Here is a 26,605-nt window from a genome sequence, read left to right on the forward strand (position 1 = left end):
TCGTTCTGGTGGTCGAAATGCCTGCTGGACGAAATGCCAACGGTCGAAATAGCGGGCCGAATTGATCGCCCGCAAGGTGCCGGTCGAACCCGGTGATCTCCTGGATTCACCAACTCCCGGGAGAAAGGGTCACAAACCCGTGAGTGTCTTGGCGGGTCGTCGACGTGGAGCGTAGGCTGCGTGAGATTGCTCACAGTCCCAGGGCCCCGTTCGCTCTACTCTCGATCCCAACAGGTAGAAGACACTCAGGGCGAAGCCGGAGGAACCGAGATGACACACGTTCTGACACGATGGCAGAGCAGATGGCAGAGGATCGGGGCGGCGGTCGCGTCGGTCCTGGTCGCCGGCGCTCTCGTCGCGACCGCCCCGTCGGCGTTCGCGCAGCAGCGGCCGAGCGAGAGCGATATTCTCAACGCGCTCAAGCCGGCGCCGAAGACCCGCGGCCTCACCACCACGCCGAAGCAGATGGAGGACCAGAAATTCCTCCAGACCATCCGCGGCAAGACCCGGGCGCTGACGCTCGACGAGCGCACCAAGGTGGCCGACATCGCCAAGGACAAGCAGAAGATCGATCTGGAGATCTACTTCGACTACAACTCGGCCGAGATCGTCCAGCGCGCCGTTCCCGATCTGATGGAGCTCGGCAAGGCGCTGAGCAACCCGGATCTGCGCGGCAGCACCTTCCTGCTCGGCGGCCACACCGACGCCAAGGGCGGCGAGGAGTACAATCAGAAGCTCTCCGAGCGCCGCGCCACGGCGGTGAAGCGCTTCTTGCTCGACCGCTTCCAGCTTCCCGAGGAGAGCCTGGTGACGGCCGGCTACGGCAAGGAGCAGCTCAAGAAGCCGGAGCAGCCCTTCGCGGCCGAGAACCGCCGGGTCCAGATCGTCAATCTCGAGGTCAAGCAGTCGGCGGCCCGGTGAGGGACATCGCGGACCGGACGTCGCCGGCGCGACGTCCGGCCTCGATATCGGCCTGATATACGAAGTCGATATACACGAAGTCGATGACATGCGAATGCGACGGCGCCGCGCCGGGCGGTCGAAATTGCCAGGGACATCGACCAAGCGTATAATTTCGTCCGTGGCCAGCCGGCCCTGCGTTCGACGAACGGCCCGAAGCTCCCGGGAGCAGCGAAGAGTGGAGCGGTGGTGACGGGACGCGGGAGGCGACAGATGACCAGGCGAATGCTCTCGATGGTCCTGCCCGAGGTCCTGCGGGCCGCGGCTCCTGTGGTCTCGTCGGCGAAGACCGGAGCGCAGAAGACGGCGCCAGTTCGGCGGCCGGTCGCGACGCCCGATCACAAGCAGCCGCGTGCCGTGCTGTCGCGTTTCGTACACCGGACCGCAAACCCTCCGCGATCCCTGTGGCGGTCGCTGGTGCTGGCGGCGATCATCGTGGCGGCCGGCGTGCTGGTCGCCGGGGCGGCGCAGGCCGACAAGCGCGCCGCCCTGATCATCGGCAACTCGTCGTACCAGAACGTCGTCAAACTCGACAATCCGTTCAACGACGCCTCGGCGATCGCCGAGATGTTCCGCAAGGCGAACTTCGACTCGGTCGAGCTGAAGCTCGATCTCGGCGTCATCGAGTTCAAGCGCGCGCTGCGCGACTTCTACAACACCACCCGCGATGCCGACGTCGCGGTGGTCTATTATGCCGGCCACGGCATCGAGGTCGGCGGCGTCAACTACATGGTGCCGGTCGATGCCAAGCTGCGCAGCGACTACGACGCCGAGGACGAGGCGGTGGCGTTGGAGCGCATCTTCCGCTCCATCGAGGCGACGCGCCGGCTGCGGCTGGTGATCCTCGACGCCTGCCGTGACAATCCGTTCGCCCGCACCATGCAGCGCCAGATCGCCAGCCGGGCGGTGACCCACGGCCTCGCCAAGGTCGAGCCCATGGGCACCGACACGCTGGTCGCCTACGCCGCCAAGGCGGGCTCCACCGCCGAGGACGGCGCCGGTCGCAACAGCCCGTTCACGCAGGCGCTGGTCAACAATCTCACCACGCCGGGCCTCGATATCCGCATCGCGCTGGGCCGCGTCCGCGACGAGGTGCTCAAGCGCACCAACAACCGCCAGGAGCCGTTCGTCTACGGGTCGCTCGGCGGCGCCACCGTGTCGCTGGTGCCGGAGCCGGAGAAGAAGCCGGTGGCGAGCGCCGCCGATGCGCGCGGCGATTACGAGTTGGCCGAGCGGGTCGGCACCGTCAGCGCCTGGGACTCGTTCCTCGCCGTGCACGGCACCGGCTTCTACGCCGAGCTCGCCAAGCAGCAGCGCACCAAGCTGTCGGCCGGCGCCGCCAAGCCCGAGGCCAGCGTGGTGGCGGCGCTCGACCGCTCCACCCCGCCGCCGCGACCGCCCGAGGAGGCGATGTCGCCGGACCGGCTCGCCTGGGACAAGCTCCAGGATTCGACCGATCCGGCCGCCATCCGGGCCTTCATCAAGAAGTACCCGACCTCGCCGCTCGCCGTGGTGGCGCAGACCCGGCTCGAGATCATCGAGCGGGCGATCGCCGACCGCAAGCGCGAGGAGGCCGACCGCGCGCGCTTCGAGCGGGAGGCGGCGCGTCAGCGGCAGGAGGAGGAGAAGCGCGCCAAGGCGGCCGTCGAGGCCGAGAAGAAGGCCGCCGCCGAGGCGGAGGCCAGGGCCCAGCGCGAAGCCGCCCGTCAGCGTGAGGACGAGGAGCGCCGCGCCAAGCTGTCGGCGGCCGAGCGCGAGAAGGCCGATCGCGAGGCCGCCCGTCGCCGCGACGAGGAGGAGAAGCGCGCCAAGGCGGCCGCCGAGGCCGACGCCAAGGCCGCCGAGGCCGAGAAGAAGGCCGCCGAGGCCGAGAAGAAGGCCGCCGCCGAGGCGGAGACCAAGGCCCAGCGCGAGGCCGCCCTGCGGATCGAGCAGGAGCGGGCCAGGGCCAAGCCGCTCGACGGGGCCGAGGTGGTCCGGTCGGCCCAGATCGAGCTGCGCCGGCTCGGCTGCTACGAGGGCGACGACAACGGCGTTCTCAACGACGCCACCCGCCGCGCCTTGCAGGCGTACCGGCTGTCGACCGGGCACGGCCGCGGCGACATCGGTGTCACCGCCGCTTTGGTGGAGGACCTCCAGCAGCAGCGGCCGATCAAGAACTGCCTCGCCGCGCTCGAGCCGGCCAAGCCGAAGCGCGACGCCGAGACCGAGCGGCCGGCGCGCGAGAAGAAGAAGCCCGAGGTCGCCACCCGGCGCGAGAAGCCGGAGCCGAAGCGCGAGGCCCGTCCGGCTCCGCCGAAGCGCGAGGCGCCGCGGGCCCAGGCGACGGCGGCACGGCCTGCCCCGGCGCGTGGCGGCGGTGGCGCCGTGATGCACGGAATCGGGTTCTGACCGGAGCACGGCGGGATTCGCGAAAAATGAGCCCGGCCGCTCGAACGGCCGGGCTTTCTGCCGCACTAACCGACGACCGATCCTCCGTCCGGCTCGTCGCCGCGGCGGAGGCCCGAACCGGACGGAGGCCATCCCGGCCCACCGCCAGCCGACACGGAGCCGACCATGTCCAAGCAGTTCCGGGTGTTCACGTCGCTCGCGATCGGCCTCCTGGCCGTCGGGATGCTGACCGCCGGTGCCGCCGGCCCGGCCGACGCCCTGCCGGGCGACGGCTTGCCGGCGGCCGTTTCGCGTCCCGATGGGTTGGCGCAAGCCCCGGCCGCGAGCCCGGCCGCCGGACCGACCGAGACACCGTCCGTGCCCGCCGAGCGTCCGGCAACGGCGGCTGAACCGCCGCGCAGCGGAGGTGCCGCCGTTCCGATCCCGGCCACGAGGCCTGAAACCGCCCGGCCGGATGCCGCCAGAACCCAGGCGACGGCACCGCATCGGCCGGTCGTCTCGACGCCTCGCCGGGTGGTCCGGACCTCACCGGCGGTGCATCGTCATCGGGTGGTCCGTCCGGCGTCGCCGCGGCTCGTCGCGGCGCCGCCGTCCGATGGCTACCGGCTCGCCGCGCGCCTCGATCGCGTCTGGCTGCCGCTGTTCCTCGGCATCGGCTTCTGAGGCGGGGTGACGGTGCCTGATCTGGAGAGGGCGCCCACCGTCGCGGCGCGTCTCAGATCGCGCCGTTCCGCCGCATCGCCACCCGGCAGGCGGTGCTAAGTTTGACCCGCTCGGTCTTCAGGCAGGCGATGACCCGGTCGGCGTCCGGGATGGCGGCGCTGCACAGCCGGAAGGCGTCCGGGATGCAGGCGGCGCGATCCTCGGCGGTGCCCATGGCGCTGCTCGGAGCGCTCGACAAGCCGACCATCACCACCGCTGTCGCGACGGCGGCCGGCACGGTCCCGCGATAGCACCGGCCGGCGAGACGGCGCAGCGCCGCGCCGGCCTCGCAGAATAGACCGTGCCACAGCGCCCCGGTCACGGAGTCGATCGGCGCCGTCGTCCGAGTCCGCCTGGCCATGGTGTCCTCCTCCGGTTCGCCGGCTCGTCGGCCGGCGTGTCTGGAGGCAGGATCGCCGCGTCGAGCGGTCATGACTGTGCGGGATCTCACACCGGCGCCGCACCGGCCCGCCGCGCCGGCGTGGCGCGACCGTCAGGGGCCGCGGCCGCCGATATCGACCACCTCGACGGCGACCTTCACGGTGCTGCGTCCGCGCAGCACCTCGAGCTCCAGGCGGTTGCCGACACCGGCCTGCTCGAGCTCGTCGGTGAGGTCGACCAGCCGGCGCACCGGCGTGCCGTTGACGCTGACGATGACGTCGCCGACCAGTCCGCTCATGCGGTCAACGCCGCGGAGGCCGGCGCGGTCGGCCGGCGAGCCCGGCACCGTGCGCACGACCACGAGCCCCTCGATGCCGAGCCGCGTCGCGAGCGACTCGGGCGCCGCCACGATGCCGATGCCCGGCGTCGGCACCCGGCCGCGGCTGATCAGCCCCGGCACCACGCGGTTGACGGTGTCGACCGGCACCGCGAAGCCGATGCCGGCGTTGGAGCCCGAGGGCGAGAAGATGGCCGTGTTGACGCCGATCAGCCGGCCGGCCGAGTCGAGCAGCGGCCCGCCCGAGTTGCCCGGGTTGATGGCGGCGTCGGTCTGGATGACGTTCGAGATCTCGCGGCCCGCGCTGGTCGGCAGGCGGCGCTTCAGGGCGCTGATCACGCCCGTCGTCAGCGACTGGTCGAGGCCGAACGGGTTGCCGATCGCGAACGCCGCCTGGCCGACCTTGAGGTCGCCCGAGCTGCCGACCGGGATCGGCGGCGGCAGCGGCCGGCTGGTCGACACCCGCAGCACCGCGAGATCGTAATTGGGGGCGATGCCGCGCAGCTCGGCGCGGGCGACGTCGCCATTGGCGAGCCGCACCGCGATCTCGGTGGCGCCCTGCACGACGTGAGCATTGGTGACGATGTGGCCGGCCGCGTCCCACACGAAGCCGGTGCCGGTCTGGGCGCCGCCGCTGCCGTTCTGCTCGTCCGGCTCGGCGCCCGCGAAGGCATCGCCGCCGGCGCGGCCGGCGACCTGGACGACCGACGGCGACACCCGGTCGAAGATCGCGATGGTGGTGCGTTCCCACTCGGCGAGGTCGCCGCGCGGCTCGATGGCGCGCGGCTCGGTGGCCGAGAAGAACTGCCGTTGCAGCCAGGGCTGCGCCAGCATGACGCCGAGCACGGCGAGAATGGCGATCAGAAGGAAGCGAACCGACCTGTCCAACGATGTCTCCACTCGGGCGATGCGAGCCGCGGCGGCGCGGCCCGGAGGCCGGCCGCGGCGGCCACGGGGGCACGACGCGATGGCACCATAGGACCACGCCGCCTCCGGGTTAAGGCGGGCGGCGGGGTCCGGTTCCGGCGCGGCCGATCGCGGCCAGGGCGGGCGCCGGTCGGGACGGCGCCAGCTTGACGCCGGCGGTCCGCCATGTCCGAATCTCCGGGTGTTCCCGTGCGGAACGCCCGATCGCCTCTGGCCGCCCGCGGCCGGTCAGCCGCGCTCGGTCTCCCGCTCTCTCACGACATCACGCCGAGGCGTCGCGCCCGTGACGCCGTCACGAACGGGGCAGGCCATGATCAGGACCGGCATCGCGGGTCTCGGCTGGTGGGGCAGGACGCTGGTCGAATCGGTCGACGGCTCGGATGCGATGACCGTCGTGGCGGCGGCGCAGCCCACCCTGCGGCCGGACGCGGCCGCCTTCGTGGCACAGCGGCGCCTGCGCCACGTTCCCTCCCTCGATGATCTCCTGGCCGACCCGGAGATCGACGCCGTCATCCTGGCGACGCCGCCGTCGGGCCACGCCGCCCAGGTGACGGCCGCGGCCCGGGCCGGCAAGCATGTCTTCTGCGAGAAGCCGTTCACCTACGACAAGGCGTCGGCGGCGGCCGCGGTGGCGGCCGTCGAGGCGGCCGGGGTCGCTCTCGGCATCGGCTACAACCGCCGCTTCCATCCGGAGATGACCGGCCTGCGCGAGCGCATCCGCGCCGGCGGGCTCGGGGTGCTGGAGCACATCGAGTGCACCATGACGGTGCCGAACGCCCTGGTGATGCCGCGCACCGCGTGGCGGGCCGACCCGGTCGAGGCGCCGTGCGGGGCGCTGGCGCCGCTCGGGGTCCACGCCGTCGATGCCTTCATCGATCTCGCCGGCACGATCGAGACCGTCTACGCCCAGAGCGGCCGGCGGGCGGTCGACCTGCCGACCGACGACACCACCTCGGTGCTGTTCCGGATGGCGAGCGGCGCCACCGCCTATCTGGGCATGATGATGGCCACTGCCCCGACCTTCGTGGTCCAGGTCTACGGCTCCAAGGGTTTCGTCCGCCTCGACGGGATGACCCATGTGGCCGGCGCGTCGTCGGAGGAGCGGCGCACCGGGCTGTTCGGCACCTGCCGGTTCCAGCCCGTGCAGGGGGCGGCGGAGACTTGGGAGGCGGCGCGGGTCGATGTCGGCCGCGCCTGCCTGGAGGCGTTCGCGCGGGCCGCCGCCGGCGGGCCGCCGTTCCCGATCCCGCCGGCCGAGATCGTCCATGGCGCGGCGGTGTGCGAGGCGCTGATCCGCTCGGCGACGACCGGGCAGGCGCAGGCGGTGTCATAGAGACGGGGCCGGCACGAGACGGTCGGGACCGGACGGGCCGGCATGGGACCGCAGGGGCGGCCGTCGCCGCGATGGGCTGTCCGCTCTCAGCCCATGCTGGTGCGGCTGCGCACCGCGGTCGTCAGGGTGCCTTCGTCGAGATAGTCTAGCTCGCCGCCGACCGGCACGCCATGGGCCAGCCCGGTCACCTTGACGCTGGCATCGGTCAGGAGGTCGGTGATGTAGTGGGCGGTGGTCTGGCCGTCGACGGTGGCGTTGAGGGCGAGGATGACCTCGCTCACCGCGGGGTCGTGCGCCCGCGTCAGCAGAGCCGCAATCGACAGGTCGTCGGGGCCGACGCCGTCGAGCGGCGACAGCGTGCCGCCGAGCACATGATAGCGGGCGTTCACCGCCTTGGCCCGCTCCAGCGCCCACAGGTCGGCGACGTCGGCGACCACCACGATGATGCCCGGATCGCGTCGCGGATCGGCGCACACGGTGCATGGATTGCGGCTGTCGAGGTTGCCGCACACGGTGCACACCGTGATGGTGTCCATGGCGGCCTGGAGGGCCGCGGCGAGCGGCGCCATCAGCAGGTCGCGCTTCTTGACGAGAAGCAGGGCGGCGCGCCGAGCCGACCGCGGGCCGAGGCCGGGCAGCTTGGCGAGAAGCTGGATCAGCCGCTCGATCTCGGGTCCGGCGGTGCTCATGCGGTTCGTCTCGTCGGGGCGGGCGGCGGGGATCGGTCGTGATCATCGTGCCCGCGCCGGTCGCGGGCATCCGTCTCGTCCGGCGACGGGGATGGCCGGGACCAGCAGCCCGGCCATGACCGACGATGCGGCGTCGTCGGTCTCAGAACAGCTTCATGCCGGGCGGGATCGGCAGGCCGCCGGTGAGCCCCTGCATCTTCTCGGCCAGCAGGGCGTCGGCCTTGCGCTTGGCGTCCGCGTGGGCCGCGACGATCAGGTCCTCCAGCACCTCGACCTCGTCGGGCTTCACCAGCGAGGGATCGATCCGCAGCTTCTTCAGCTCGCCCTTGGGGGTCACGGTCATCTCCACCATGCCGCCGCCGGACGAGCCCGACACCTCGATCTGCTCCAGCTCGGCCTGGAGAGTCTCCATCTTGCTCTTCAATTCGGCGGCCTGCTTCATCAGGCCCAGGAAATTCGCCATGGTGGCCTCGTCTGATGCGAGGCGCGGAGGGCCGCGCCGGTTGCGATGCGGACGCGGAGGGCCGCGCCGGTTGAAACTCACCGTCGGTCCGGGCGAGCCACGGGCCGTTCGGGCGTGCGGATCGACATGCGTGTGGCGGCTCGGGCCGCTCTTGTCAAAGCGCGCGGCGATCAAAAGTCGTCGTCGATGTCGTCCGGGTAACCGTGTGCCCCGAAGGCGCCCTCGTCGTCCACCGGCGGCGGCTCGCCGGGGTCGTCCTCCGGCTCGGGCACCGGCGGTAGCCCGGCGGCCGGCTCGGCCACGCGCGGCCGCACGTCCATCACCTTGGCGCCGGGGAAGCGGGCCAGCACCTGCTGGACCAGCGGATCGGCGAGCACGCCGCGCTTGACCTCGGCCTCGCGGGCCTGCTGCTGCGACCGCACCGTCGGCTGGCCCGGGGCGGACGACACCACCACGATCCAGCGCCGCCCGGTGAGATCGCCGAGCCGGCGCGACAGGTCGCCGATCGCCGCCTTGGACACATCGGGCTCCAGGGCGATCTCCAGATGGCCGTCCTCGAAGCGCACCAGCCGGACGTCGCGCTCCAGCACGGTCTTGAGCTGGATGTCGCGCCGCGCCGCGGCGAGCGCGATCAGGTCCTCGAAGCGCGCGAGGGTCGGCATCGCCGGGGCGGCGGGTTGCGCGGCGACCGGCCGCCCGGTCGCCACCGGCCGGGGATCGGCGGCGGTGGCGGTCCGCAGCGGCGGCCGCATCGCCCGGGCCCCGAGCGCTCCGGCGGGCGCCCCGCGTCCCTCGGCTCCGCCGCCAAGGCTGGACGCCCCGGCACCGGACGGCCCGGCACCGGGAAGGCCGCCGCCGGTCGGGCCACCGGGGCCGCTGCCGGGTGCTCCGAGCGAGCGGATCACCTCGTCGGGGGTCGGCAGGTCGGCCGCATAGGCGATGCGCACCAGCACCATCTCGGCGGCGGCGATCGGCTTGCTGGCGGCGGCCACCTCGCCGAGGCCCTTGAGCAGCATCTGCCAGGTGCGCGACAGCACCCGCATGGACAGGGCGGTGGCGAGCGCCCGGCCGCGGGTCCGCTCCGCCTCCGACAGCGCCGGGTCGTCGGCGACCGACGGCACCACCTTCACGCGGGTGACGAAGTGGGTCAGCTCGGCGAGGTCCTCCAGCACCGTCGCCGGGTCGGCGCCGCTGTCGTACTGGTCGCGCAGCTCGGTCAGTGCCGCCGCGATGTCGCCGCGCATCAGCGTCTCGAATAGGTCGATCACCCGGCTGCGGTCGGCGAGGCCGAGCATCGCCCGCACCCCGGCGGCATCGACGCTGCCGGCTCCCGCGGCGGCTCCCGCATGGGCGATCGCCTGGTCGAGCAGCGAGAGGGCGTCGCGCACCGAGCCTTCGGCGGCCCGCGCGATCAGGGCAAGTGCCGCGGGCTCGATGGTGACACCCTCGCGCGCCGCGATGCCGCCGAGATGGCCGACCAGCAGGTCGGCGTCGAGCCGGCGCAGGTCGAAGCGCTGGCAGCGTGACAGCACGGTTACCGGCACCTTGCGGATCTCGGTGGTGGCGAACACGAACTTGGCGTGCGGCGGCGGCTCCTCGAGGGTCTTCAGCACGGCGTTGAAGGCCGCCGTGGAGAGCATGTGGACCTCGTCGAGGATGTAGACCTTGTAGCGGGCCGAGACCGGCGCGTAGCGGATGGCGTCGTTGATCTGGCGGATGTCGTCGACGCCGTTGTGCGAGGCCGCGTCCATCTCGATCACGTCGAAATGGCGGCTCTCCATGATGGCGGTACAGTGCAGCCCGAGGCTGGGCATGTGGATGGTCGGCCCGGTCACCGAGCCGTCCGGCAGCGCGTAGTTGAGGGCGCGGGCGAGGATGCGGGCGGTCGTCGTCTTGCCGACCCCGCGCACGCCGGTGAGAATCCACGCCTGCGGGATGCGGCCGGTCTCGAACGCATTGGAGATGGTGCGCACCATCGCGTCCTGGCCGATGAGGTCCGCGAAGGTCGACGGGCGGTATTTTCGGGCCAGCACCCGGTAGGGGCCGACGGGCGCGGACGCAGGGGCGGAATTCGTCGGGGCGATCGGGGGCGGGGAGGGGAACAGGCCCGAAGACGCCGGCTCGGTCGGGGCGGCGGCCGGCGGGACCGCGAGCCCGGATGTCTCGGCGTCGTCCATCGCTCGGCCGGGCCCTCGCAGCAGCGCAATGACGGAATGGCAGCGACCGACTACCCCGCGACCGAGAATCCAGTCACCTGAATAGCCCGTCGCCCGAACAGCAGGTCACGAAGTGGGAGGCTGACAAGCGACCCGAACCGGGGCTCGTTAGGGCTGCTTCCTTCCGGACCTGACCCGGTTGGCGAGTGGCTCGTCCACCGCCAACCTCCCGCCCCCTATATCGACGGGACGGGACCGGATTGCAAGCGTCTCGGCGCCGGTCGCGGCGACGGTCGCGGCGTCGCTCCCGGGCAGAGCCGGGGGCGCTTCGACCCGACGGGTCCGCCTGCTAAGGTGGCGGCCGACGGTGCCGCGTTCCGGTGCCCCCGGATTTTCCTCATAGCTTCTGCCCGCAGGTTCCCGATGCCCGATCCCGCCGCCGGCTGGTCGCTGCACCCGCAGCTCGCCAAGGACACCATCAATATCGGCGACCTGCCGCTGTCGCGCGTGCTGGTGGTGAACGACGCCAACTTCCCGTGGCTCATGCTGGTGCCGCGCCGTCCCGAGGTCTCCGAGATCATCGATCTCGACGAGGTCGCGCAAGCTCAGCTCATGGTCGAGATCGCCCGCACCGGCCGCGCCCTCAAGGCGGTGACCGAGTGCGACAAGCTGAATGTGGCGGCGCTCGGCAACGTGGTGCCGCAGCTCCACGTCCATGTCGTCGCCCGCCGCACCGGCGATGCCGCGTGGCCGCGGCCGATCTGGGGCCAGGTGGCGCCGGTGGCCCATGACCCGCAGGAGCGCGATGCCTTCATCCGGGCGCTGCGCCGCAGAATTTGGCTTGCGTCGGACTGAAGCCTCGCCCTTATTGGCGCCATGACGTTTGAATCCGGCCGAGTCGGGTCCCCGCCCGCTGGCGCGCGAACGAGGCGCCGGTCGCCGATCGGAAGCCCCCACGCGGCCCGGCGGGCCTCCCTCCGGCCATTGCCGGAGTGACGATGCTCAATCGCGCCGCGCCCAATCACGTCGACCCTGATCACGTCGCCCCCGATCGCGTCGCCCCCGATTGCGCCGCCCCCGATCGCGCCGAGCCCCGTGCCCGGCGCCTCTGGCTCGGCTACACCGGCGGTCTCCTGGATCGTCAGCCCGCCGTCCGCCACGATGCGGCCCGCGCGGCGGCGCTGGCGGCCGACCCGGCGGCCCGCGCCTATGTGGTGGCGGGTGAGCTCGTGGTGCTTCGGCGTGGCGTCGACCTGGCCGATCCGCTGTTCACCCTCGCCGAGGCCGAGCGGCTGGCGCCGCCGCACGAGCGGGTGTGGCTCGGGCTCGACGGGACGGCCGGCCGCTTCGGCGTCGGCATCGATCCGGCGGCCGCCGAGGCGCTCGCGGCCCGCCCCGACCTCATGGTGACCGACCTGCGCAGCATCGCGGTCCAGGGCCTGGTGGCGGGCGAGCACCTGCCGGCGCTCGCCGCCGTCAAGGCCCTGCTGCTGTGGCACGCCCGGCATCGCTTCTGCTCCGCCTGCGGGTCGCCGTCCGCGCTCGCCGATGCCGGCTGGCGGCGCCGCTGCCCGGCTTGCGGGGCGGATCATTTCCCGCGCACCGATCCCGTCGTCATCATGCTGGCGGTCGACGGCGACCGCTGCCTGCTCGGCCGCCAAGCGCGCTTCGCCCCCGGCATGTGGTCGTGCCTCGCCGGCTTCGTCGAGCCCGGCGAGTCGATCGAGGAGGCGGTGCGGCGCGAGACCCTGGAGGAGGCCGGCATTCGCTGTGGCCGCGTGGGCTACGCGGCCTCGCAGCCGTGGCCGTTCCCGATGTCGCTGATGATCGGCTGCTACGCCGAGGCGCTGTCGACCGACCTCACGATCGACCGCACCGAGCTCGAGGATCTGCGCTGGTTCGGCCGCGACGAGGCTGCCGCCATGCTGGCCCGCCGCCATCCCGACGGCCTCACCACGCCGCCGCCCATCGCCATCGGCCACGCCCTCATCCGCGGCTGGGTCGAGGGGATCGCAACCGGCTAGCGCGCCCTTCGAAGCCGGCGTCCGCGGCGGCGTCGGCTTGCCCGAGACGGCTCGCCCAAGACGACTTGCCCAAGACGATCCGTCACCACTCCTCCCACGCCACGGCCCCGCATGGACGCCATCGACCACAAGATCCTGCGCCTTCTCCAGGAGGACGCCTCGCTCTCGGTGCAGGAGATCGGCAGCCGGGTCGGGCTGTCGTCGACGCCGTGCTGGAAGCGCATCCAGAAGCTGGAGGCGCAGGGCGTCATCACCCGGCGGGTGGCGCTGGTCGATCCGGACCGGGTCGGGCTCGGCGTCACCGTGTTCGTCTCGGTGGAGACCGCCGACCATTCGCAGGCGTGGCTCGACCGCTTCGCCCAGACGGTCGCCGCCATGCCGCAGGTGATGGAGCTGTACCGGATGGCGGGCGACGTCGACTACATGCTGCGCGTCGTCGTGTCGGACATGCAGGCTTACGACCGCTTCTACAAGCAGCTCATCGCCGCGGTGCCGCTGAAGAACGTGACGTCGCGGTTCGCTATGGAGCGGGTCAAGTCGACCACCGTGCTGCCGATCGAGTGACGGCGATCAACCGGCGGGATGGCGCGCCGGTCACGTCTTGGTGATCTGGTTGGTGAGCCGCGGCTTCATGAAGATCACGTCGCTGAGCGTCAGCATGCCGGTGATCACGTAGCCGATGGTCGGCTTGTAGTCGTAGGTCGCTTCGCCCCAGATCAGCGTGCAGGCGGATGTCGCGGTGGCACACGGCTCGCGCAGCGCGGCCGGTATTCGCGAGGTCATGTCGGCGCCCTTGGCGTAGGGCGTGCCGCCCGCCAGGTTCCTGCTCCAGTCGACGGTCGCCCTGAGATTCTTGTCGATGACGATGCTCGACACCGTCACGTTGAGCGGGGTCGAGGTGTACGGCACGATCACCGCCTTCGAGGCGCCCAGATAATTGTCGAGATCCTCGTTCCTCACCGTGCTCGCCTGAGCGGTCAGGTCTGCCACCGTGCGGGCCACCAGCGTAACCTTGCGGTCGATGCTGACCGCCTGGGTGACCTCGACACCACCGAGATAGAGGGTGAGCATGAGCGGCAGGATCAGCGCGAACTCCACCGCGGAGACGCCGCTGTCGTCGCCGGCGAAGCGGCGGGCCGGGCCGGCCAGAGTGCGGAGCTGCGGCATGGCGCGCCTCAGAACGGTTCGTTGCGGAAGGCCGCAGTGGCGACCAGCATGCGGGTGGTCGAGGAGGGCTCGGCCAGATACATCTGCGCGAGCGGCGTGGTGATCGGCCAGCGGTAGATCAGCCGCACCACCACGATGTCGCCCTTGGCGCCGGGCTGATACTGGGTCACCGGCTTGCCGTCGGCGTCGACCGCCACGCTGGTGCCGATCGAGGAGAAGTTCGAGTACTTGCTGACGTCGACATAGAGGCCGTTGGTGCAGTCAAACAGGGCGACGATGCGGCCGCACACCGCCGTCTTGAACTGCGCAGCATCGTACTTCGCGCTCTGCGCCTGGCCGGTCATGATCAGCCGCGCCGAGTCGGCGACCGCCGTCTCCAGCGTCTGCTGGGCGAAGAAGAACAGCGATGTCTCCATGATCATCAGCAGGATCGACAGGAACGGCAGCAGCACCAGGCCGAACTCGACCACGGTAGCGCCGTCCTGGCGGCGCACGAAGCGACGCAGCAGCAGCACGCCGAGCCGGCGTGTCAGCCATCCCTGCGGTCGCGGCGGTCCGGTCCTTGTCGATGGAACGATCACCCTGCTCGATCGGCGCATGGGCGTACCTCTCGTGAACGAGCTATTTTAGGCAAAGGCCCGTTGTGAAACCCTTGCAGGCAGCGGAGAGGCGGGCGGGGCCGTCGTTGGCGATCCGTTAACCCTGCGGGGGTCGCGCGGCCTCCGGCGCCGACCCGTGTCCCGGTCAGCGCGGCGCGAAGCCGCCGGTCGCCCCGGCCTGAGCGCGGCTGTTGCGCGAGCCCGTCTGCGCGATCGTCTGCTCGAAGAACAGCGGCATGTCGCCGAGCGTGATGCGGCGATTGCAGTCGGGTGTGCAGCTGTAGGATTCACGGTTGATGCCGCGATAGACCACGACGGTGTCGGGAGCTCCCTGCACCTGCACGTTCTCGGTCATCAGCACCTTGCCGTTGCGATCGAGCGCCATCAGGTTGGTGATGCCGTAGCCCTTGCCGGTCACCACCATGACGCCGCCGGACTGCACCGAAACATCGGCGATCAGCGGGTTTCCGACCACGATGGTGGCGACGTTCTCGGGCATGCGCACGAGGCGCGCCTGATCGAGCATGACGACCAGCGGGTCGCCGGGTGGGCTCGGCTCGGCGGCCGCGACGCCGCAGGCCAGCGCGAGAGCAAGCCCCGAGCTCCACGAGACCCAGCGCCGCCGCGATCTGAACGTCATCGGAACTCTCCACCAACACCACGGACGACCGTTGCGACACGGCCGTTCTCGAGCCTCGACCTTGCCGCGGAAGTGGTGAACGAAATGCCAATCGACGCCTTGTGGGCGGTTCCCAGAAGGCTGAAATTTACCTTTCTTTTCAGTGATTTGAACACGATCCGGAAAGGCCGTGTTAACCACGCGATGAAGGATCGTTTCGAGGCGATGTTTAGACGATCCGATTAACCGGCCCGCAACGCACATCCGCTAGGTTGTCGCCATGGTCCGGATCGGCCGGGGCACAATCGGCTCGGCGGACCGAGCTCAGACAGCAAGCGTGGAATCCAGGAGCAGCCCATGAACACCCTTGTGAAGCGTTTCGTGAAGGACGAGTCCGGTGCGACCGCCATCGAGTACGGCCTGATCGCCGCCGGCATCTCGGTCGCCATCATCGCGGTGGTGAACTCCCTCGGCAGCGGTCTGAAGACGACGTTCTCGACCGTCTCGTCGAAGCTCAACACGGCTCAGTAACGCGACCGACGAATGAACAGAAGGCCCCGGACCTCAGGTCCGGGGCCTTCTGCTGTTCGGAGCACCCGGTCGCGCGTCCACCACGCGCGTCGCGCCGCTTGCGCGATGCCCGCCATGGGTAAGCCGACCTTAACGGCCCCGGCCGCATTCGACACGAAATCGGAGACGACTTTCGAGATGAGGTCTTAGCGCATCGTCCAGAGCCGGCTGCGATGGTGGTCGTCGCCTACCACGCTCTCACGTCAAGGACCTTGCAATGAACCTCATCAAGCGTTTCGTCTCCGACAATTCGGGCGCCACCGCCATCGAGTACGGCCTGATCGCCGCCGGCATCTCGGTCGCCATCATCGCGGTGGTGAACTCGCTCGGCAGCGGCCTGAAGACGACGTTCTCGACTGTCTCGTCGAAGCTCAACACGGCCGAATGAGTTGACGCCCGTCCGAACAGATCGAATGGCAGGCTCCGGACACCGGGTCCGGGGCCTTCTGCTGCCCGGAGGTGGTCGGTAGACCGCGGACGCCGCCGCTGTGGATTGCGCTGCGGCCACTGCGGTCCTCGCGTCCAGAGTGGCTGCAAGTTACTCGCGCTTAATCCCTGCGCCGTATTCTGCGCGTCCAACAGGATGGCCCGAGGCAGGCATGCTCGATGTATTGAAGCGTTTCGCGGCTGATCAGGCGGCGGCGACATCGATCGAGTACGCGCTCATCGCCGCCGGTGTCTCGATCACCGTCATCGCCGCCGTCCAGGCGGTGGGCACGAGCATGAAGGACCGCTTCGTGGACGTCTCGGACAAGCTCGCGACGGCGGGGAGGTGACGCCATGCTGCTCGACGCGGCGTTGCTGCTGATCTTCCCGGCGCTCATGGCCTTCGCGGCGTCGAGCGACCTGTTCACCATGACGATCTCCAATCGCGTGTCGATCCTGCTGGTGGCCGGCTTCGCGGTGCTGGCGTTCGCGACCGGCATGCCGGCCGCGGTGGCGCTCCAGCATGTCGGGGCCGGCGTTCTCGTGCTGGTGATCGCCTTCGTGTTCTTCGCCCGCGGCTGGATCGGCGGTGGCGACGCCAAGCTCGCCGCCGCGACGGCGCTGTGGTTCGGCTTCGGCTTCCTCTACGAGTACCTGCTCTACGCCTCCCTGCTCGGTGGCGTGCTCACCCTGACGCTGCTCGAGTTCCGCAAGTACGCGCTGCCGGGGCGGTTGAGCGGGTCCGACTGGATCGAGCGCCTGCATCGCCGCGACGGCGGCATCCCGTACGGCATCGCGCTGGCGGCGGCGGCGCTGCTGATCTATCCGTCGACCCCCTGGATGACGACGCTCGGCTGAGCCTACCGGCCTGGGCTGGCGCACCGTCCAGGCCCATGGCTCGCGCGCGATCGCGCCCCCCGGCGAGGCACGTCCCGCCCGTGGCGAAGACGCAGGGCCGGCCCGCTCGATGACGGGTGGCGCGCCGCCGGCCGCACGCGCGCCCGGATACCCCTCATTAACCATGAATTGACCATTCCCTGCTGAAATCACCGCAGGACGGCCGCCTACGCCGTCGCGTGTCTCGGAAAGTGAAGCGTATGAAAGCCGCCCGCCTGATCGTTCTCGGTATTGCGGTCGCCGCTGGCGGCCTAGCGGCCTTCTTGGTCGGCGGCCTCGATCGAGCGGAGCCGGTGCCGGTGGAGCCGGTGGCGAAGCTCGACACCGTCGAGATTCTCGTCGCCAAGTCCGATATCGGCATCGGCCAGACGCTCGCCGAGGCGGACGTCGCCTGGCAGCCCTGGCCGACCGCGGCGCTGAGCCCGGCCTTCCTGCGCCGCAACGAGCGGCCCGACGCCATCCCCCAGCTCGTCGGCGCCATCGCCCGGACCCCGATCGCGGCCGGCGAGCCGGTGCGCGAGAGCAAGCTGATCAAGGTGAAGGGCTCGGGCTACATGGCGGCGATCCTGCCGCCCGGCATGCGCGCCGCGTCGACCGAGATCTCGCCGGAGACCGGCGCCGGCGGCTTCATCCTGCCCAATGACCGCGTCGATGTGCTGCTCACCCGGCGCGACCGCGAATCCGAGCGGGCGACCGGCGTCGAGTCCCATGTCAGCGAGACGGTGCTGCCGGATGTCCGGGTGCTCGCCATCGATCAGCTCGTCGAGGAGAAGGGCGGCCAGAAGGTGGTGGTCGGTCGCACCGCGACGCTGGAGCTGACGCCGCGCCAGGCCGAGACCCTGGCGGTCTCCAAGCAGATGGGGTCACTCTCGTTGGCGCTCCGCAGCCTCGCCGACTCCGATCCGACCCGGGAGAAGGACCGCGGCGAGGTCGTCGAGGTGGAGCGCGGCGGCAACCGTCTGAACATGGTCCGGTTCGGTGTGACCAGCACCGTGATCTCGAAGTGAGGGGCGCGTCCGCGCGCCGCGACGGGGGGGTTGAGATGTCCATCAGGACGACGATCCGGGGGCTGGTGCTCGGCATCCTGCTCGCCGGCGCGGCGATCGTGGCGGCCGGCACGGCCGGCGCCGCCGATCCGCGCGGCGTGCCGCCTCCGGCGCCTCTCCCCGTCGACCCGGTGGCCCTGGAGGGCGGCGCCCAGCCGGTACAGCTCGGTATCGGCAAGTCGGTGGTGATCGATCTGCCGCGCGACGTGAAGGACGTGCTGGTGTCCGACCCGCTGATCGCCAATGCGGTGATCCGCTCGTCGCGCCGTGCCTACCTGATCGGCGTCAAGATCGGACAGGCCAGCGTCTACTTCTTCGACGACGCGGGCGCCCAGATCGCCGGCTTCGACATCGCGGTGACGCGCGACCTGAACGGCCTCAAGGCGACGCTGCGGCGGATGTTTCCGGCCGGCGACGTGTCCATCGAGGGGGTCGGCGACGGCGTCATGCTCACCGGCTCGGTGTCGAGCCCCGGCGAGTCGCAGCAGGCGTTCGATATCGCGACGCGGCTGGTCGGCTCCGACACCAAGGTGGTCAACGCCATCAGCATCAAGGGCCGCGACCAGGTGATGCTGAAGGTGACGGTGGCCGAGATCCAGCGCGACGTCATCAAGCAGCTCGGCATCGATCTCAACGGCCAGATCGGCGGCGGCAACGCGGTGCTGGACTTCAACACCTCGAACCCGTTCTCGGCCTATGGCCAGCAGCTCAGTCCGACGGCGCTGACCGCCGGCTTCGGCGGCAAGGTGACCGCGACCCTCAAGGCGATGGAGCGGGCCGGTGTCATCCGCACGCTCGCCGAGCCCAATCTGAGCGCGATCTCGGGCGAGAGCGCCTCGTTCCTGGCGGGCGGCGAGTTTCCGATTCCGGGCGGCCTGACCTGCGACCAGACCGGGCGCAACTGCCAGGTGTCGGTGCAGTTCAAGAAGTTCGGCATCGGCCTGTCGTTCACGCCGGTGGTGCTGAGCGAGGGCCGCATCAGCCTCAAGGTGATGACCGAGGTGTCGGATCTCTCCAACGAGGGCTCGATCACCTTGCAGCCGACCATCGGCGGCCCGACCGTCACGGTGCCGTCGATCCGCACCCGGCGGGCCGAGACGCTGGTCGAGGTGCCGTCCGGCGGCATGCTGGCGATGGCCGGCATGATCCAGGAGCAGACCAAGCAGCAGATCAACGGCTTTCCGGGCCTGTTGCAGCTTCCGGTGCTCGGCACGCTGTTCCGCAGCCGCGACTACGTGAATCGCCAGTCCGAGCTGGTCATCCTGGTGACGCCCTACACGGTGCGCGCGGTCGCGCCGAAGGAGCTGTCGCGTCCCGACGATGGATTCGCCGACATGTCGGACCCCTCCTCGGTGCTGATGGGGCGGCTCAATCGTCTCTACGGCGTCCGCGGCAGCGTCGATGCGCGCCGAACCTATTTCGGCAAGTACGGCTTCATTCTCGATTGACCGGCACGGACCGGAGAGCGCCCCATGACCCGAGCCGATCCGATCACCCCGCCGCGCCGCCGGCCCCGCGCGGTTCTGCTGCACCGCCTCGCCGTGCTGCTGATGGCGGGCTTCGTCGGCGCCTGCACCACCACGGCGCGCGAGCAGACCGGCAGCGTGCCGTCCGACTACCGCCTCCGGCATCCGATCACCGTGCAGGAGGGCGACCAGGCGATGGAGCTGTTCATCGGCACCAATCGCGGCGGGCTCAACCCCAACCAGCGGGCGCAGGTGCTGTCCTTCGCGCGCTCCTGGCAGCGCGAGGCGACCGGCGGCATCGTCATCGAGCTGCCGGCCGGAACCCCGAACGAGCGCGCGGCTGCCGATGCGCTGCCCGAGGTGCAGGCGCTGCTGCATGCCGGCGGCCTGCCGCCGAACGCCATCGCGGTCCAGCCCTACCGGCCGCGGCTCGCGACCCAGCTCGCCACCCTGCGGGTGCGCTACCCGCGCATGGTGGCCTCGGCGGGGCCGTGCGGCCTGTGGCCCGACGATCTCGGGCCGAACTACGCCAATCCCGAGTACATGACCAACCGGCCCTACCACAATCTCGGTTGCGCCACCCAGCGCAACCTGGCCGCCATGGTCGACGATCCGCACGATCTGGTGCAGCCGCGCGGCAGCACGCCGATCCCGAGCGCACGCCGCTCGGTGGTGCTCGACAAGTACCAGAAAGGCCAGCCGACCGGAGGCGAATACCCGAAGGAAGACAAGGGCAAGATCAGCGATCTGGGCAAATGATCACGTATCCTCGACAAGCGGCCGCCGCTCCGGAAACCATCGTCGCCGCCAGCGACGACGATTACATCGCGCCGGTGCCTCGCGTTTCCGTGCAGGCGTTCTGCGAGACCGCGGAGTCGGCCGCGGCCGTGCAGGCCGCCGCCGGTGACCGCCGCATGATCAAGGCGCATGTCCGCGTCCAGATGGGCGGCATGGCGGCCGCCATCGAGGCGTATCGCAACGCCCCGACCCCCAACGTGATCATGCTGGAGACGGAGAACCGTGGCGAGGAGATCCTGGGCTCGCTCGACGACCTCGCCGAGGTCTGCGACGCCGCGACCCGCGTCATCGTGGTCGGCCACCATAACGATGTCGGCCTCTACCGCGAGCTGGTCCGGCGCGGCATCAGCGAGTACCTGATCGCGCCGGTCGCCCCGGTCGCCGTGGTGCGGGCGGTGAGCACGCTGTTTCACGCCCCGAGCGCCAAGCCGGTCGGCCGCATCGTCGCCGTGGTCGGTGCCAAGGGCGGCGTCGGCGCCTCCACGGTCGCTCACAACATCGCCTGGGCGGTGGCCCGCGATCTCGCGCTCGACACGGTGGTCACCGATCTCGATCTCGCTTTCGGCACCGCCAGCCTCGACTACAACCAGGACCCACCGCAGGGCATCGCCGATGCGGTGTTCTCGCCCGAGCGCGTCGACACCGCCTTCATCGACCGGCTGCTGTCGAAGTGCACCGATCACCTCAGTTTGCTCGCCGCGCCGGCGACCATCGACCGAGTCTACGACTTCCCGCCCGAGAGCTTCGACCCGGTGATCGACTCGCTGCGCGCCAGCGTGCCCTGCGTGGTCCTCGACGTGCCGCATCTGTGGTCGGCCTGGACCAAGCGCGTGCTGGTCGGCGCAGACGAGATCCTGCTGGTCGCGGCCCCGGATCTCGCCAGCCTCCGCAACGCCAAGAACATCGTCGACATGCTCAGGAGCGCGCGCCCGAACGACCGGCGCCCGCTCTACTGCCTCAACCAGGTCGGGGTGCCGAAGCGCCCCGAGATCAAGCCGCCGGACTTCGCCAAGGCGCTGGAGGACGAGCCCGTCGCCATCATCCCGTTCGAGCCGCAGCTGTTCGGCACCGCGGCCAACAACGGGCAGATGATCGCCGAAGTCTCGTCGTCGCACCGCACCGCCGAGACGTTCCGGCAGCTCGCTCAGATTCTGACGGGGCGATCCGATGCCAAGAAGAACCGGGCCGGGCGGCTGACGCCGCTGCTCGGCAAGCTGTTCAGTCGCTGACAACCCACCGGAGTGCGCGCGTGTTCGGAAGACGGTCCGGCCTGCCGACGGAAGCCAGGGATGTGCCGCGGATGACGCCGGCGCCCGTGGCGCCGCCGCCGCCCGAGCGGACCGAGGCGGGGCCTGCCCCATTCCCGTCCAGCGGCCTCGCGGCCCCGATGGTGCCGCCGCCCGCCACCGTGGGCGGACGGGTGCCGACACTCGCCGACGCGCCGTCCCCGGTGCGGGCCCCGGCGGCGGTCGATTCGCGTCGCTCGGATTCCTATTACGAGACCAAGAGCGCCATCTTCGGGGCCCTGATCGAGGCCATCGACCTCGCCCAGCTGGCCCGCCTCGACGTCGAGTCGGCGCGCGAGGAAATCCGCGACATCGTCAACGAGATCATCGCGATCAAGAACATCGTGATGTCGATCGCCGAGCAGGAGGAGCTGCTCGACGACATCTGCAACGACGTGCTCGGCTACGGCCCGCTGGAGCCGCTGCTGGCGCGCGACGACATCGCCGACGTGATGGTCAACGGGTCGGGCACCGTCTACATCGAGGTCGCCGGCAAGATCCAGAAGACCGGCATCCGCTTCCGCGACAACCAGCAGCTCCTCAACATCTGCCAGCGCATCGTCAGCCAGGTCGGCCGGCGCGTCGACGAATCCTCGCCGATCTGCGACGCCCGCCTGCCGGACGGCTCGCGCGTCAACGTCATCGTGCCGCCGCTCGCCATCGACGGGCCGGCGCTCACCATCCGCAAGTTCAAGAAGGACAAGCTCACCCTCGAGCAGCTCGTCCGTTACGGCACCATCTCGCCCGAGGGCGCCGAGATCCTGAAGATCATCGGCCGCTGTCGGGTCAACGCCATCGTGTCGGGAGGCACCGGCTCCGGCAAGACGACGCTGCTCAACTGTCTCACCCGTTACATCGACGACGACGAGCGGGTGATCACCTGCGAGGACGCGGCCGAGCTTCAGCTCCAGCAGCCGCATGTCGTCCGCCTGGAGACGCGGCCGCCCAATCTGGAGGGCGAGGGCCAGGTGACGATGCGCGACCTGGTGCGCAACTGCCTGCGCATGCGGCCCGAGCGCATCATCGTCGGCGAGGTGCGCGGACCCGAGGCGTTCGACCTGTTGCAGGCGATGAACACCGGCCATGACGGCTCGATGGGGACGCTGCACGCCAACAACCCGCGCGAGGCGTTGTCGCGTCTCGAATCGATGATCACCATGGGTGGGTTCTCGCTGCCCTCGCGCACCATCCGCGAGATGGTGTGCGCCTCGGTCGATGTGGTGATCCAGGCGGCGCGTCTGCGCGACGGCTCGCGCAAGATCACCCACATCACCGAGGTGATGGGGCTCGAAGGCGACGTCATCATCACCCAGGATCTGTTCCTCTTCGATCTGCTCGGCGAGGATGCCAATGGCCGGCTGATCGGTCGCCATCGGTCGACCGGCATCGGACGGCCGCGCTTCTGGGAGCGGGCCCGCTATTTCGGCGAGGACGTCCGCCTGGCGGCGGCGCTCGATGCCGCGGAGCGGAGCGGAGCCGCCTAGCGGGGCGGCGCGCCGTCGTGTCGTGTAACGGGCCGTCCCGCGTCTCCGGCAGGGGAGGGGGCGGCACGAGGAGTAGCGTCATGTCCCTGCAAGCGATCGCGCTCGTGTTCCTCGTCACCGTCTCGGTCGGCGGCGTCGCGTGGGTGTTCCTGTTCCCGCTTCTCTCCGGCGAGAAGGCGGCGGAGCAGCGGGTCGGCGCCCTGGCGCGGCCCGAGCCGGCGCGGCGGCAGGCGGCGCGCGGCCCGCAGCGCGCCCGCCGCGAGCAGCTCGAGGAGACCCTCAAGGAGATCGAGGCGCGGGGCCGCAAGGTCAACAGGCCGTCGCTCTCGGTGCGCATCGCCCGCGCCGGGCTCGACTGGTCGAAGCAGAAATTCATGGTCCTCAGCGGGGTGCTCGGGGTCTCGGTGTTCGCCCTGGTGCTGCTGGTGGGGGGCGGGCTCCTGCCGGCGATCGCGCTGGGCTTCGCGGCCGGCGGTGGGCTGCCGTCGTGGCTCCTCTCCTACCTGCGCAAGCGGCGCGAGGCGAAGTTTCTCCAGCACTTTCCCGATGCGGTCGACGTCATCGTCCGCGGCATCAAGGCGGGGCTGCCGCTGTTCGACTCCATGAAGGTGATCGTCGCCGACTCCGACGAGCCGATCCGCAGCGAGTTCCGCGCCATCCTGGAGACCCAGGCCGTCGGCATGCCGCTCGGCGAAGCCTGCGGCCGCCTCTACGATCGCATTCCGGTGGCCGAGGCGAACTTCTTCGGCATCGTCGTGGCGATCCAGCAGCAGGCCGGCGGCAATCTCTCGGAAGCCCTCGGCAATCTTTCCAAGGTGCTGCGCGATCGCAAGAAGATGAAGGAGAAGATCGCCGCTATGTCGATGGAGGCGAAGGCGTCGGCCACCATCATCGGGGCGCTGCCGCCGCTGGTGATGCTGACCGTGTTCATCACCAGTCCCGATTACATCTCGATCCTGTGGACGCATCCCACCGGGCACTTCCTGCTGGCCTGCTCGGCCATGTGGATGGGGGCCGGCATCCTGGTGATGCGCAAGATGATCAATTTCGACTTCTGAACCCGTACGGTCCGAGGCTGCGTGCCATGCCCGACTTGGTCGATATCCTCCACGACAGCCGGCTGCTGCTGATGGTGCTCTCCGCCATCGCGGCGGGAGCCACCGTCCTGACGCTCGCCATGCCGCTGCTCGCCACCGACACGCTGGAGAAGCGGATGAACGCGGTGGCGATCGAGCGAGAGCGCATGCGCCAGCGCGAACGCGAGCGGCTGGCGCGCGGCGATCGGGTCAAGCTGCGCGCCTCGCCCAAGCAGTACATGCAGCGCGTGGTCGAGCAGTTCAATCTGAACAAGTGGCTCGGCCAGGAGGAGGCGCGCGTCCTTCTCACCCAGGCCGGATATCGCGGATCGGCGCCCTATGTGGGCTTCCTGTTCTTCCGAGCGGTGGCGCCCCTGGTGATGCTGCTGGCGTCGATCCTGTACGTCTTCGTTCTTCTCGATCTCGACCAGCCGACGACGGTCAAGCTGGGTATCTGCATCGCGGCCACCTTCTTCGGCATCCAGCTTCCACCGCTCGTCCTCAAGAACAAGATTCAGAAGCGCCAGCTCTCGATCCGGCGGGCGTTTCCGGACGCCCTCGATCTGCTGCTGATCTGCGTCGAGTCCGGCATGTCGATCGAGGCGGCGTTGCGCCGGGTCGGCCAGGAGGTCGGCGCCCAGTCGATCCCGCTTGCCGAGGAGCTGATGCTGACCACGGCCGAGCTGTCCTATCTGCCGGACCGCAAGCAGGCGTACGAGAATCTCGCCAAGCGCACCGGCCTCGACGGCGTCAAGTCGGTCTGCCTGGCGCTGCAACAGTCGGAGCGCTACGGCACCCCGATGGCTCATGCGCTGCGGGTGATGGCGCAGGAGAACCGCGACATGCGCATGGCCGAGGCGGAGAAGCGCGCCGCCGCGCTGCCGCCCAAGCTCACCGTGCCGATGATCGTGTTCTTCCTGCCGGTGCTGTTCATCGTCATCCTGGGGCCGGCCGCCATCCAGGTGATGTCGCTGAAATAGAGCATTCTTCGGCGACGTGGCCCCGGTCGGCCGTCTCTCTCCAGGGGGAGGTGAAGACCGGGGAAGCCGGCCGCACGCTCACGAGCGGCCGCGCGCCGCGATCGGGGCCGGGCGGCCGATCCGCTTGATGTCGCCCTTCTCGGCCAGCATCTCGCGCAGATAGGCGACGTTGGCGGACGCCTCGTCGGCCGGCAGGTCGGCGCGGGCCAGATCCTCGGCATCGGTGAAGCGCCCTTGCAGGCCCACCACCAGGGCGAGGTTCTGCCGCACCCGCGGGTCGGCGTCGGGCCGCCCCACGGCCTCGCGCAGCGTCGCCTCGGCGCGCCGCAGGTCCTTGGCGAGGGCATAGGACAGCCCGAGATTGGACAGCACGGTTGGCTCGCCGGGCACGATCTTGAGGGCGCTGGCGTAGTAGGCCTGCGCGTCCTTGTGGCGGCCGAGCTGGTCGAGCACGGCGCCCTGCGCCGACAGGATGCGCCAGTCGGGTCGGTCGGGGCTGTGGGCGCGGCCGAGCACGTCGAGGGCCTGCTCGAAGCGGCCGGCATCGGCGAGAGCCCGGCCATAGGCGCCGAGCAGCGCCGGGTCCTTCGGGTTGCGCAGCGAGATCTGCTCCAGCACCGATACCGCCTCGGCGCGCCGCTCGGTCGCCGACAGCGCCTTCGCATAGGCCATGGCGGTGGTGCGGTCGGAGGGGTCGGCGCGGTAGCGCGCCCCCCAGGTGTCGACCTCGCGGCGCCAGTCGGCCTCGCTGCGCGCCACTGCGGGCGTGGTGGCGACGCGCTCGGCGCTCCCGGTCGCGCGCAGCAGCAGCGGCCCGCCCGTGGTGGAGCAGCCGGCGGTGGCGAGGGCGAGCACGCCGGCGAGGGCGGCGGAGGTGAGCAGACGGTGGGGGGAGCGCGGGCGGCGGGACACGGTGAAACCTCACTCGGGCCAGCCGTGACCAGGGCCGGCACGAGACCAGAAGTAGACCGTTAACCCTAACACCCGGTTAAAGTATTCCGCTCCTTCAGAATCACGCGGTGACCGACTCGGGGCGACGGGCCGGTGCCCGCCCGCTACTTCAGCGGCACCGCGAAGCCGCGCGCCACCGCCGGCCGGGCCATCATGGTGTCGTACCAGCGCCGCACATTGGGATATTGGGCGAGATCGACCTGATGGCGCTGGTGCCGCCAGGCCCAGCCCACGATGGCGAAATCGGCGATCGAGATGTCGCCGGCGAAGAAGTCGCGGTCCGCCAGGCGGCGGTCCATCACGCCGTAGAGCCGGTGCGTCTCCTTCTGGAAGCGGGCGAGGCCGTAGCGGCGGTCCGCCTCGCTGTCGAGGCCGATGAAGTGATGCACCTGGCCCGGCATCGGGCCGAATCCGCCGACCTGGAACATCAGCCATTCCAGCACCGGCACCCGGGCGCGGAGATCGCGCGGCAGGAAGCGGCCGGTCTTCTCGGCCAGATAGATCAGGATGGCGCCCGACTCGAACACGCTGATCGGCTGGCCGTCCGGGCCGTCGGGATCGACGATCGCCGGGATCTTGTTGTTGGGGCTGATCGCCAGGAAGGCGGGGGCGAACTGCTCGTCCTTGGTGATGTCGACGACCTTGACGGTGTAGGGCAGCGCCATCTCCTCCAACGCCACGCTGATCTTGCGGCCGTTGGGGGTGTCGAAGGCGTAAAAGTCGATCGCCATGCGGGGTCCTCGCGATGCTGGCGCGTCCGGTCGCGCCTGCGATCGCATAGTCGAAGGCCGGCCGGGCGTCCACGCGGGTTCGCGCCGGTCTGCCACCCGCGCCGGTCTGCCACCCGCGCTGGTCTTGCGCCCGCGCCGCTCTGGCG

General features: G+C 70.5%; 28 protein-coding genes and 1 other RNA gene. 18 read left to right on the forward strand and 11 right to left on the reverse strand.

The annotated features are described in order from the left end of the window. The first annotated feature begins 270 nt into the window (after positions 1–270). The 3 genes from ACFQUV_RS14855 (at position 271) to ACFQUV_RS14865 (ending at position 4,014) form a co-directional block, all read left to right on the forward strand. Positions 271–921, forward strand: coding sequence for an OmpA family protein (locus ACFQUV_RS14855; protein WP_129607351.1), 651 nt, complete (start codon positions 271–273; stop codon positions 919–921). Between the two features lie 252 nt (positions 922–1,173). Next, complete coding sequence (locus ACFQUV_RS14860) at positions 1,174–3,351, forward strand: caspase family protein (protein WP_244601424.1); 2,178 nt, start codon at positions 1,174–1,176, stop codon at positions 3,349–3,351. Positions 3,352–3,516: 165 nt separating this feature from the next. Continuing rightward, entirely contained in the window at positions 3,517–4,014 is a 498-nt protein-coding gene (locus ACFQUV_RS14865) for a hypothetical protein (RefSeq protein ID WP_129607352.1), read from the forward strand. A 52-nt stretch (positions 4,015–4,066) separates the two neighbouring features. Here the strand turns inward: ACFQUV_RS14865 and ACFQUV_RS14870 are convergent, their stop codons facing one another. Both ACFQUV_RS14870 and ACFQUV_RS14875 read right to left on the reverse strand, forming a co-directional pair. After that, entirely contained in the window at positions 4,067–4,414 is a 348-nt protein-coding gene (locus ACFQUV_RS14870; RefSeq protein ID WP_244601425.1) for a hypothetical protein, read from the reverse strand. 132 nt (positions 4,415–4,546) lie between these two features. Further along, positions 4,547–5,605 carry a S1C family serine protease gene (locus ACFQUV_RS14875; RefSeq protein WP_129607358.1) on the reverse strand — a complete coding sequence of 353 codons (1,059 nt, stop codon included), beginning with the start codon at positions 5,603–5,605 and terminating at the stop codon, positions 4,547–4,549. 403 nt (positions 5,606–6,008) lie between these two features. Here ACFQUV_RS14875 and ACFQUV_RS14880 point away from each other — a divergent pair, with 403 nt between their 5' ends. Then, positions 6,009–7,031 (forward strand): Gfo/Idh/MocA family protein, encoded by a 1,023-nt coding sequence (locus ACFQUV_RS14880; RefSeq protein ID WP_129607353.1) that lies wholly within the window; start codon positions 6,009–6,011, stop codon positions 7,029–7,031. 86 nt (positions 7,032–7,117) lie between these two features. Here ACFQUV_RS14880 and recR read toward each other — a convergent pair whose 3' ends face one another. The 4 genes from recR to ffs all read right to left on the reverse strand — a co-directional run bounded on the left by recR (position 7,118) and on the right by ffs (position 10,570). Continuing rightward, entirely contained in the window at positions 7,118–7,720 is a 603-nt protein-coding gene (gene recR / locus ACFQUV_RS14885; protein ID WP_129607354.1) for a recombination mediator RecR, read from the reverse strand. Between the two features lie 142 nt (positions 7,721–7,862). After that, complete coding sequence (locus tag ACFQUV_RS14890) at positions 7,863–8,183, reverse strand: YbaB/EbfC family nucleoid-associated protein (RefSeq protein ID WP_111385520.1); 321 nt, start codon at positions 8,181–8,183, stop codon at positions 7,863–7,865. Between the two features lie 170 nt (positions 8,184–8,353). Beyond that, positions 8,354–10,360, reverse strand: a complete 2,007-nt coding sequence (locus ACFQUV_RS14895; protein WP_378395151.1) for a DNA polymerase III subunit gamma/tau — start codon at positions 10,358–10,360, stop codon at positions 8,354–8,356. Positions 10,361–10,471: 111 nt separating this feature from the next. Then, positions 10,472–10,570: signal recognition particle sRNA small type (ffs, locus tag ACFQUV_RS14900), an RNA gene on the reverse strand. A gap of 192 nt (positions 10,571–10,762) precedes the next feature. Between ffs and ACFQUV_RS14905 the strand changes: the two genes are divergently transcribed. The 3 genes from ACFQUV_RS14905 (at position 10,763) to ACFQUV_RS14915 (ending at position 12,927) form a co-directional block, all read left to right on the forward strand. Next, complete coding sequence (locus tag ACFQUV_RS14905) at positions 10,763–11,194, forward strand: HIT family protein (RefSeq protein WP_111384891.1); 432 nt, start codon at positions 10,763–10,765, stop codon at positions 11,192–11,194. 143 nt (positions 11,195–11,337) lie between these two features. Further along, positions 11,338–12,363 carry an NAD(+) diphosphatase gene (nudC, locus tag ACFQUV_RS14910; protein ID WP_129609917.1) on the forward strand — a complete coding sequence of 342 codons (1,026 nt, stop codon included), beginning with the start codon at positions 11,338–11,340 and terminating at the stop codon, positions 12,361–12,363. Between the two features lie 111 nt (positions 12,364–12,474). Beyond that, entirely contained in the window at positions 12,475–12,927 is a 453-nt protein-coding gene (locus ACFQUV_RS14915; protein WP_129609919.1) for an Lrp/AsnC family transcriptional regulator, read from the forward strand. A gap of 30 nt (positions 12,928–12,957) precedes the next feature. Here ACFQUV_RS14915 and ACFQUV_RS14920 read toward each other — a convergent pair whose 3' ends face one another. From ACFQUV_RS14920 to ACFQUV_RS14930, 3 genes are all read right to left on the reverse strand, one after another. Continuing rightward, positions 12,958–13,530 (reverse strand): TadE/TadG family type IV pilus assembly protein, encoded by a 573-nt coding sequence (locus ACFQUV_RS14920; protein ID WP_129609920.1) that lies wholly within the window; start codon positions 13,528–13,530, stop codon positions 12,958–12,960. 8 nt (positions 13,531–13,538) lie between these two features. Continuing rightward, positions 13,539–14,111 carry a TadE/TadG family type IV pilus assembly protein gene (locus ACFQUV_RS14925; RefSeq protein ID WP_378395155.1) on the reverse strand — a complete coding sequence of 191 codons (573 nt, stop codon included), beginning with the start codon at positions 14,109–14,111 and terminating at the stop codon, positions 13,539–13,541. A gap of 163 nt (positions 14,112–14,274) precedes the next feature. Continuing rightward, the gene (locus ACFQUV_RS14930) at positions 14,275–14,769 is read right to left on the reverse strand and encodes a pilus assembly protein N-terminal domain-containing protein (RefSeq protein ID WP_129609924.1); all 495 of its coding nucleotides are present in this window, start codon (positions 14,767–14,769) and stop codon (positions 14,275–14,277) included. Positions 14,770–15,105: 336 nt separating this feature from the next. On the opposite strand from ACFQUV_RS14930, the gene ACFQUV_RS14935 reads away from it, so the two are divergent. The 11 genes from ACFQUV_RS14935 to ACFQUV_RS14985 all read left to right on the forward strand — a co-directional run bounded on the left by ACFQUV_RS14935 (position 15,106) and on the right by ACFQUV_RS14985 (position 24,777). Continuing rightward, entirely contained in the window at positions 15,106–15,279 is a 174-nt protein-coding gene (locus ACFQUV_RS14935) for a Flp family type IVb pilin (RefSeq protein WP_129609926.1), read from the forward strand. Between the two features lie 256 nt (positions 15,280–15,535). After that, a complete protein-coding gene (locus tag ACFQUV_RS14940) occupies positions 15,536–15,706 on the forward strand; it encodes a Flp family type IVb pilin (RefSeq protein ID WP_129609928.1) in 171 nt (56 codons plus the stop codon). A 211-nt stretch (positions 15,707–15,917) separates the two neighbouring features. Further along, complete coding sequence (locus tag ACFQUV_RS14945) at positions 15,918–16,094, forward strand: Flp family type IVb pilin (protein WP_129609930.1); 177 nt, start codon at positions 15,918–15,920, stop codon at positions 16,092–16,094. 4 nt (positions 16,095–16,098) lie between these two features. Next, complete coding sequence (locus ACFQUV_RS14950) at positions 16,099–16,602, forward strand: prepilin peptidase (protein WP_129609932.1); 504 nt, start codon at positions 16,099–16,101, stop codon at positions 16,600–16,602. A gap of 239 nt (positions 16,603–16,841) precedes the next feature. Continuing rightward, positions 16,842–17,648 carry a Flp pilus assembly protein CpaB gene (gene cpaB, locus ACFQUV_RS14955; RefSeq protein ID WP_111384901.1) on the forward strand — a complete coding sequence of 269 codons (807 nt, stop codon included), beginning with the start codon at positions 16,842–16,844 and terminating at the stop codon, positions 17,646–17,648. 35 nt (positions 17,649–17,683) lie between these two features. Continuing rightward, positions 17,684–19,135, forward strand: coding sequence for a type II and III secretion system protein family protein (locus ACFQUV_RS14960; protein WP_129609934.1), 1,452 nt, complete (start codon positions 17,684–17,686; stop codon positions 19,133–19,135). A 24-nt stretch (positions 19,136–19,159) separates the two neighbouring features. Continuing rightward, positions 19,160–19,912, forward strand: coding sequence for a CpaD family pilus assembly protein (locus ACFQUV_RS14965; protein ID WP_129609936.1), 753 nt, complete (start codon positions 19,160–19,162; stop codon positions 19,910–19,912). Further along, positions 19,909–21,180 carry an AAA family ATPase gene (locus tag ACFQUV_RS14970; RefSeq protein ID WP_111384904.1) on the forward strand — a complete coding sequence of 424 codons (1,272 nt, stop codon included), beginning with the start codon at positions 19,909–19,911 and terminating at the stop codon, positions 21,178–21,180. Before ACFQUV_RS14965 ends, ACFQUV_RS14970 begins: the two co-directional genes overlap by 4 nt. A gap of 20 nt (positions 21,181–21,200) precedes the next feature. Next, positions 21,201–22,721 (forward strand): CpaF family protein, encoded by a 1,521-nt coding sequence (locus tag ACFQUV_RS14975; protein WP_129609938.1) that lies wholly within the window; start codon positions 21,201–21,203, stop codon positions 22,719–22,721. An 80-nt stretch (positions 22,722–22,801) separates the two neighbouring features. After that, positions 22,802–23,779: a type II secretion system F family protein gene (locus ACFQUV_RS14980; protein WP_129609940.1), complete on the forward strand. Its 978-nt coding sequence runs from the start codon at positions 22,802–22,804 to the stop codon at positions 23,777–23,779. Positions 23,780–23,805: 26 nt separating this feature from the next. Continuing rightward, complete coding sequence (locus tag ACFQUV_RS14985; protein ID WP_129609942.1) at positions 23,806–24,777, forward strand: type II secretion system F family protein; 972 nt, start codon at positions 23,806–23,808, stop codon at positions 24,775–24,777. Between the two features lie 78 nt (positions 24,778–24,855). On the opposite strand, the gene ACFQUV_RS14990 is transcribed toward ACFQUV_RS14985, so the two are convergent. After that, positions 24,856–25,689: a tetratricopeptide repeat protein gene (locus ACFQUV_RS14990; RefSeq protein WP_129609944.1), complete on the reverse strand. Its 834-nt coding sequence runs from the start codon at positions 25,687–25,689 to the stop codon at positions 24,856–24,858. Positions 25,690–25,832: 143 nt separating this feature from the next. After that, positions 25,833–26,459, reverse strand: a complete 627-nt coding sequence (locus ACFQUV_RS14995; RefSeq protein WP_129609946.1) for a glutathione S-transferase family protein — start codon at positions 26,457–26,459, stop codon at positions 25,833–25,835. Between the last annotated feature and the right edge of the window lie 146 nt (positions 26,460–26,605).

This window comes from Rhodoplanes sp. P11 (genome assembly GCF_964266735.1).
In the GTDB taxonomy this organism is placed as follows: Bacteria; Pseudomonadota; Alphaproteobacteria; order Rhizobiales; family Xanthobacteraceae; genus Rhodoplanes; species Rhodoplanes serenus.

What these genes read in the sequence shown, in the direction of transcription:
- ACFQUV_RS14855 (WP_129607351.1), top strand. Translation starts at nt 271, where the DNA reads ATGACACACGTTCTGACACGATGGCAGAGCAGATGGCAGAGGATCGGG.
- ACFQUV_RS14945 (WP_129609930.1), top strand. Translation starts at nt 15,918, where the DNA reads ATGCTCGATGTATTGAAGCGTTTCGCGGCTGATCAGGCGGCGGCGACA.
- ACFQUV_RS14965 (WP_129609936.1), top strand. Translation starts at nt 19,160, where the DNA reads ATGACCCGAGCCGATCCGATCACCCCGCCGCGCCGCCGGCCCCGCGCG.
- ACFQUV_RS14865 (WP_129607352.1), top strand. Translation starts at nt 3,517, where the DNA reads ATGTCCAAGCAGTTCCGGGTGTTCACGTCGCTCGCGATCGGCCTCCTG.
- nudC (WP_129609917.1), top strand. Translation starts at nt 11,338, where the DNA reads ATGCTCAATCGCGCCGCGCCCAATCACGTCGACCCTGATCACGTCGCC.
- ACFQUV_RS14970 (WP_111384904.1), top strand. Translation starts at nt 19,909, where the DNA reads ATGATCACGTATCCTCGACAAGCGGCCGCCGCTCCGGAAACCATCGTC.
- ACFQUV_RS14905 (WP_111384891.1), top strand. Translation starts at nt 10,763, where the DNA reads ATGCCCGATCCCGCCGCCGGCTGGTCGCTGCACCCGCAGCTCGCCAAG.
- ACFQUV_RS14950 (WP_129609932.1), top strand. Translation starts at nt 16,099, where the DNA reads ATGCTGCTCGACGCGGCGTTGCTGCTGATCTTCCCGGCGCTCATGGCC.
- ACFQUV_RS14875 (WP_129607358.1), bottom strand. Translation starts at nt 5,605, where the DNA reads ATGCTGGCGCAGCCCTGGCTGCAACGGCAGTTCTTCTCGGCCACCGAG.
- ACFQUV_RS14960 (WP_129609934.1), top strand. Translation starts at nt 17,684, where the DNA reads ATGTCCATCAGGACGACGATCCGGGGGCTGGTGCTCGGCATCCTGCTC.
- ACFQUV_RS14930 (WP_129609924.1), bottom strand. Translation starts at nt 14,769, where the DNA reads ATGACGTTCAGATCGCGGCGGCGCTGGGTCTCGTGGAGCTCGGGGCTT.
- ACFQUV_RS14860 (WP_244601424.1), top strand. Translation starts at nt 1,174, where the DNA reads ATGACCAGGCGAATGCTCTCGATGGTCCTGCCCGAGGTCCTGCGGGCC.
- ACFQUV_RS14940 (WP_129609928.1), top strand. Translation starts at nt 15,536, where the DNA reads ATGAACCTCATCAAGCGTTTCGTCTCCGACAATTCGGGCGCCACCGCC.
- ACFQUV_RS14890 (WP_111385520.1), bottom strand. Translation starts at nt 8,183, where the DNA reads ATGGCGAATTTCCTGGGCCTGATGAAGCAGGCCGCCGAATTGAAGAGC.
- ACFQUV_RS14895 (WP_378395151.1), bottom strand. Translation starts at nt 10,360, where the DNA reads ATGGACGACGCCGAGACATCCGGGCTCGCGGTCCCGCCGGCCGCCGCC.
- ACFQUV_RS14935 (WP_129609926.1), top strand. Translation starts at nt 15,106, where the DNA reads ATGAACACCCTTGTGAAGCGTTTCGTGAAGGACGAGTCCGGTGCGACC.
- ACFQUV_RS14915 (WP_129609919.1), top strand. Translation starts at nt 12,475, where the DNA reads ATGGACGCCATCGACCACAAGATCCTGCGCCTTCTCCAGGAGGACGCC.
- ACFQUV_RS14920 (WP_129609920.1), bottom strand. Translation starts at nt 13,530, where the DNA reads ATGCCGCAGCTCCGCACTCTGGCCGGCCCGGCCCGCCGCTTCGCCGGC.
- recR (WP_129607354.1), bottom strand. Translation starts at nt 7,720, where the DNA reads ATGAGCACCGCCGGACCCGAGATCGAGCGGCTGATCCAGCTTCTCGCC.
- ACFQUV_RS14880 (WP_129607353.1), top strand. Translation starts at nt 6,009, where the DNA reads ATGATCAGGACCGGCATCGCGGGTCTCGGCTGGTGGGGCAGGACGCTG.
- ACFQUV_RS14985 (WP_129609942.1), top strand. Translation starts at nt 23,806, where the DNA reads ATGCCCGACTTGGTCGATATCCTCCACGACAGCCGGCTGCTGCTGATG.
- cpaB (WP_111384901.1), top strand. Translation starts at nt 16,842, where the DNA reads ATGAAAGCCGCCCGCCTGATCGTTCTCGGTATTGCGGTCGCCGCTGGC.
- ACFQUV_RS14995 (WP_129609946.1), bottom strand. Translation starts at nt 26,459, where the DNA reads ATGGCGATCGACTTTTACGCCTTCGACACCCCCAACGGCCGCAAGATC.
- ACFQUV_RS14980 (WP_129609940.1), top strand. Translation starts at nt 22,802, where the DNA reads ATGTCCCTGCAAGCGATCGCGCTCGTGTTCCTCGTCACCGTCTCGGTC.
- ACFQUV_RS14870 (WP_244601425.1), bottom strand. Translation starts at nt 4,414, where the DNA reads ATGGCCAGGCGGACTCGGACGACGGCGCCGATCGACTCCGTGACCGGG.